This is a genomic window from Phenylobacterium aquaticum (genome assembly GCF_947378715.1).
In the GTDB taxonomy this organism is placed as follows: domain Bacteria; phylum Pseudomonadota; class Alphaproteobacteria; order Caulobacterales; family Caulobacteraceae; genus Phenylobacterium; species Phenylobacterium aquaticum_A.
On sequence record NZ_CANCLE010000244.1, the window covers coordinates 1 to 3,900 of the forward strand.

General features: G+C 69.8%; 7 protein-coding genes. 3 read left to right on the top strand and 4 right to left on the bottom strand.

The window, feature by feature from the left end; genetic code table 11:
- The 3 genes from Q7P21_RS19815 to Q7P21_RS19825 all read left to right on the top strand — a co-directional run.
- The coding region (locus Q7P21_RS19815; RefSeq protein ID WP_304180034.1) for a 2'-deoxycytidine 5'-triphosphate deaminase domain-containing protein at positions 1-597 on the top strand (597 nt) is incomplete at its 5' end.
- A 106-nt stretch (positions 598-703) separates the two neighbouring features.
- On the top strand, positions 704-1,144 hold the full coding sequence (locus tag Q7P21_RS19820) for a hypothetical protein (RefSeq protein WP_304180035.1): 441 nt from the start codon (positions 704-706) through the stop codon (positions 1,142-1,144).
- Positions 1,141-1,332 (top strand): helix-turn-helix transcriptional regulator, encoded by a 192-nt coding sequence (locus Q7P21_RS19825; protein ID WP_304180037.1) that lies wholly within the window; start codon positions 1,141-1,143, stop codon positions 1,330-1,332. Before Q7P21_RS19820 ends, Q7P21_RS19825 begins: the two co-directional genes overlap by 4 nt.
- Positions 1,333-1,342: 10 nt before the next feature.
- On the opposite strand, the gene Q7P21_RS19830 is transcribed toward Q7P21_RS19825, so the two are convergent.
- The 4 genes from Q7P21_RS19830 to Q7P21_RS19845 all read right to left on the bottom strand — a co-directional run.
- Positions 1,343-1,933, bottom strand: a complete 591-nt coding sequence (locus Q7P21_RS19830; RefSeq protein ID WP_304165145.1) for an HD domain-containing protein — start codon at positions 1,931-1,933, stop codon at positions 1,343-1,345.
- Between the two features lie 47 nt (positions 1,934-1,980).
- Complete coding sequence (locus Q7P21_RS19835; protein WP_304180038.1) at positions 1,981-2,514, bottom strand: GNAT family N-acetyltransferase; 534 nt, start codon at positions 2,512-2,514, stop codon at positions 1,981-1,983.
- A 4-nt stretch (positions 2,515-2,518) separates the two neighbouring features.
- A complete protein-coding gene (locus tag Q7P21_RS19840) occupies positions 2,519-3,073 on the bottom strand; it encodes an XRE family transcriptional regulator (protein ID WP_304165139.1) in 555 nt (184 codons plus the stop codon).
- Between the two features lie 50 nt (positions 3,074-3,123).
- Positions 3,124-3,900 (bottom strand): oxygenase MpaB family protein (locus Q7P21_RS19845; protein ID WP_304180039.1); only part of this gene is annotated, 777 nt, incomplete at its 5' end.

Genomic DNA, 3,900 nt, shown 5'->3' on the forward strand with positions numbered 1-3,900 from the left:
TATATCGAGATCGCCCCCCAGACCTTCTCGATCCTGGTGCGCACCGGCACCCGCCTGAACCAGCTGCGGCTCAAGTCGGGCGAGACCCGCAAGCTCGAATCCATCAGCGTCGGCGTCGACCTCACGGCCGAGGTCGCGGGCTTCCGCGCACGCCGCCACGCCGGCGTCATCGACATGGACCATGTCGACGGCCACGACCCGCGCAACTACTGGGAGCCGCTGATCCCCCGCAATGGCGAACTGCTGCTCGATCCCGGCGAATTCTACATCCTGGCCTCCAAGGAGGCGATCGTGATCCCGGTGCTCCAGGCCGCCGAAATGACCCCGATCGACCCCTCGGTGGGCGAGTTCCGCGTCCACTATGCCGGCTTCTTCGATCCCGGCTTCGGCACGGAGGAGGCCGGCGGCGTCGGCTCCAAGGGCGTGCTCGAGGTCCGCAGCCACGAGACCCCCTTCCTGCTGGAGGACGGCCAGACCGTCGCCCGCATGGTCTATGAGCCCCTCACCGCCAAGCCCTCCAGGCTCTATGGCGAAGGCGGCAGCCACTATCTCCGCCAGGGCCTCAAGCTCTCCAAGCACTTCCGCATCTGGGAATAGAAGCCTCTCCCCGCAAGCGGGGCGAGGAAAAGGCGGTGCAAGTCAAGGTCGCTTGACTCGCTCAGAGATGTCGGGCTTCCTTGACATATAGACAAGGAGGCACGTCATGGCTCAGTCCCGCGCATCAAGGCTCCGCACCTATCTGATCGTCGGCGTCGCGGGGTTCTTCGCCCTGATGCTGCTGCCGATGTTGATCCCGCGCTCGCCGGGGCCGCCCGGGGTCGGTCGCATCCTGGTGGTCACCGGCCTCGTCGCCCTGGGGGTCGGCTGGTGGGCGGTGTTCGCCGTGCGCATCTACCGGACCCAGGACGAGTTCTGGCGGACGGGCGAGCGGGTGGCCTGGCACTGGGGCGGCCTTCTGGGGCTGCTGATCTCGGTCCCGGTCTTCGTCTTCATCGGCCTGGGCGGCCTGCACTGGCTGAACCCGGCCACCGACGCCGGCCCCCTCGCCGCGCGGGCCTTCACCAGCGGCTACATGCTGCCGGTCATGTTGCAGGCGGTCGGATCGACCCTGGTCGGCCTGTGGTGGCGGTGGGCCAAGCGATGAAGAACCGGCTCAAGGTGCTGCGGGCCGAGCGCGACTGGAGCCAGGCCGACCTCGCCGCCCGCCTCGACGTGTCGCGCCAAAGCGTCAACGCCATCGAGACCGGCAAGTACGATCCCAGCCTGCCCCTGGCCTTCAGGATCGCCCGGCTGTTCGACCTGACGATCGAGGCGGTGTTCTCGGAGGCCTGAGGGCGCGGGCCTAGGCCTTGTCGTGCTTGTAGATCGAGCGCTTCGGCGCCGCGCAGATCCGGCGCAGCATGGGTTCGAAGGCTTCCAGCGGCATGGACTCATAGGCCGGATCGAAGCTGTTCTGGTCATAGAGGTGGCAGAACTGGGCGGTGTATTCGAACCACTCGTGGCCGCGGAACTGGTCGCGCATGTCGCGGTCCAGACCCAGGTGGTGGAAGAAGTAATAGCCCTGGAAGATACCGTGCTTGTCCATCATCCAGTAGTTCTGCTCCGACACGTAGGGCTTCATCACCATCGCCCCCAACTCGGCGTGATTGGCCGGGGACAGGATGTCGCCAATGTCGTGCATCAGGGCGCAGACCACATATTCCTCGTCCCGCCCGTCCTTGTAGGCGCGGGTCGCGGTCTGCAGGGAGTGCTCCAGCCGGTCGACCGGATAGCCGCCGCAGTCGCCCTTCAGCATCATCAGGTGGGCGATCAGCCGGTCGGGCAGTTCGCGGTTGAAGGGCCCGGCGGCGCGCGCGATGGCCATCCAGTCCTCCTGGGTGCCCTCGGTCATGGCCGTGAACTTGGCGTGGTCCAGAACTTCCCCGTCCGCCATGGCGTCCTCCAATGCGGTGAAGGCCCCATGGTGCGCGGCGACGCCGGTCAGGTCAACGCGGGCGGCCCGATCCGCTTCCAATAGAGCCTGGTCCCCGTCAGCCCGCCGTGCGGCTTCAGCGCATAGTCCGGGATCTCGCCGGCGAAGGTGAAGCCCAGCCCCTCATAGAGGCCCGAGGCGCCGCCCTCGCTGGCGGTGTCGAGCACCAGCAGGGTGCGGCCGGCCTCGACCGCCAGGGCCTCGGCCGCGCGCATCAGGGCGCTGGCCGCGCCCTGGCCCCGGTGGCTGACCCGGGTCATCATCTTGGCGATCTCGCCCCGGTGCGGCTGGTTGGGCGGGCAGTCGAGCAGCAGGGTCACGGTCCCGGCCAGGACCTCGCCCGCCCAGGCGCCCAGCACGACCCGCTCAGCCTTCGCCGCCGCTGCGAGCGCGCCCTCCCAGAACCCGCGCGCCTGCGCCAGGGGGAGGGGATGCATGAAGCTCACCGATCCGCCGTTCGCCACGGTCTCGACCAGCAGCTCGGCCAGCTGGTCCAGGCTGTCGGCGTCGGCCGAGAGCGGCCGGATGTTGAAGGCGGCCATCGGCTCAGCTCCGCGCCAGGGCGACGACATAGGCGCAAGGCGCGGTCGTCTCATTGGCGAACACCGCGTCGGACGGCGGGCCGAAGCCCAGGGCGTCGCCGGGGCCCAGCCTCTGGGTCTGGCCGCCCTCGGTCAGGGTCAGTTCGCCCGCGCGCACCCAGACCACCTGGCGGATATGGGCGTAGGACGAGGCCGGCATCACCACCCGCCCGCCGGCCGGCATCTCGACGGCGACCAGCTCCACGGGATGATCGGGGCGCAGGAACAGCTGGCGGCGCAGATAGCCGCTGTCCGGATCGCGCCACAGCGGCTGGTCGGCCGCGCGGCTTAGCCGTCCCGCCGCCCCCTCCGCCCGCAGCAACAGGCCGGCCAGGGTCAGGTCGAAGGCGCCGGCCAGCCGCACGAGGATGGTGGCGGTCGGGCTGGTCTCGTCGCGTTCGATCTTGCTGATCGTCGCCTTGGCCACCCCCGAGCGCGCGGCGAGGTCCGCCAGGGACCAGCCCCGCGCGTCCCGTTCCAACCGCACCCGCTGGGCGATGCGGGCGCCCGTGTCATCCACTATAGTATCCATAAGTCCAATATAATGGACGTATGGCGAGGCGCCAAGCGTCAGGCGGCGACGGCGACCGGGCCGGACGCCAGGCCGTGCTCGCGCAGCAGCCGGGCCTGGGTGGCGCGGCTGCGATAGAGGAAGTCGGCGGGCAGGCCCAGGCGCGTGCTGGCCTGGCAGGGCGCGCCCTTCAGGTCCGGAACCCGATCGGCCACAGCGCCGGCCAGCTTCAGGGCCAGCCTGTCGGCCAGGGTCAGGTCGTAGCGCTGGCCCAGCGCCAGCTTCTCGCGCACCAGCGGCGGCAGCAGCGACACGGCCCCCTTGGCCAGGGCCCGGTGCAGGACCTTCGGCGCGCCGGGCGCCGCCTGGCCGGACTCGATGATGCCCAGGAACTCCTCGACGATCGGATGCGGCTCGAACCGGGGCGCGAGCTTCTGCATCATGGCCAGGAAGTCGGCGGTGGAGGCGGGCGAATATTGCACACCGTAGAGCCGGGCGACCGGCCCGCCCTCGGCGTAGAATCGCGTCTTGTCGGCCTCCGACACCGGGGCCACGAAACGGTCATAGGCGTTCAGGAAGCCATAGGCCGCCGTGGCGCTGACCCAGTCCAGCAGCTCGACGTCCAGCGCCTGATAGGCCTCGCCCTTCGGCGTCTCGCCGCCGACCCGGGCATGCATGTTGCTGACGCCCTGGATCACCCGCCGCGCCGCGCTCTGCGGGCCATAGACGCCGACCATGGCCGCCACGCCCGTGCGCTTCGACCGGCCGATGGGGTCGACCTTGTAGGTCGAGTGGTCCCACACCCCGGATCGGATCCGGGCGTCGGCGAACTCCAG

Excerpts from the sequence above, each read along its gene's own strand:
- Q7P21_RS19820 (WP_304180035.1), top strand. The coding sequence starts at position 704 with ATGGCTCAGTCCCGCGCATCAAGGCTCCGCACCTATCTGATCGTCGGC.
- Q7P21_RS19825 (WP_304180037.1), top strand. The coding sequence starts at position 1,141 with ATGAAGAACCGGCTCAAGGTGCTGCGGGCCGAGCGCGACTGGAGCCAG.
- Q7P21_RS19830 (WP_304165145.1), bottom strand. The coding sequence starts at position 1,933 with ATGGCGGACGGGGAAGTTCTGGACCACGCCAAGTTCACGGCCATGACC.
- Q7P21_RS19835 (WP_304180038.1), bottom strand. The coding sequence starts at position 2,514 with ATGGCCGCCTTCAACATCCGGCCGCTCTCGGCCGACGCCGACAGCCTG.